Origin of the sequence: Pseudomonas sp. SIMBA_041 (assembly GCF_046535095.1) — a bacterium.
Lineage (GTDB): Bacteria > Pseudomonadota > Gammaproteobacteria > Pseudomonadales > Pseudomonadaceae > Aquipseudomonas > Aquipseudomonas mucoides.
Genome location: NZ_JAWRXJ010000868.1, coordinates 1 through 240, shown reverse-complemented (window position 1 = coordinate 240; position 240 = coordinate 1). Strand labels below are relative to the sequence as shown.

Sequence of the window (240 nt, the reverse complement as noted above, 5' to 3'; positions counted from 1 at the left end):
CAGCGTGGATATGATCAGCTGATTCATGACGTGGCTCTACAGAATCTCGATGTGATGTTTGCCATCGATCGAGCGGGCCTAGTCGGTGAAGACGGTGCCACGCATGCTGGCGTGTTTGATTTCGGATTTTTACGTTGTGTGCCTAATATGGTGATTGCAGCGCCAAAAGATGAGAACGAATGCTACCACTTGCTCAATACTTGCTATGAGCATCCAGGCTGCACGGCGGTACGTTATCCG

Annotated in this window: 1 pseudogene; it reads left to right on the top strand. The window is 50.4% G+C overall.

The window, feature by feature from the left end:
• Window positions 1-240: pseudogene (locus tag SB725_RS33620) on the top strand (1-deoxy-D-xylulose-5-phosphate synthase); the annotation flags it as partial.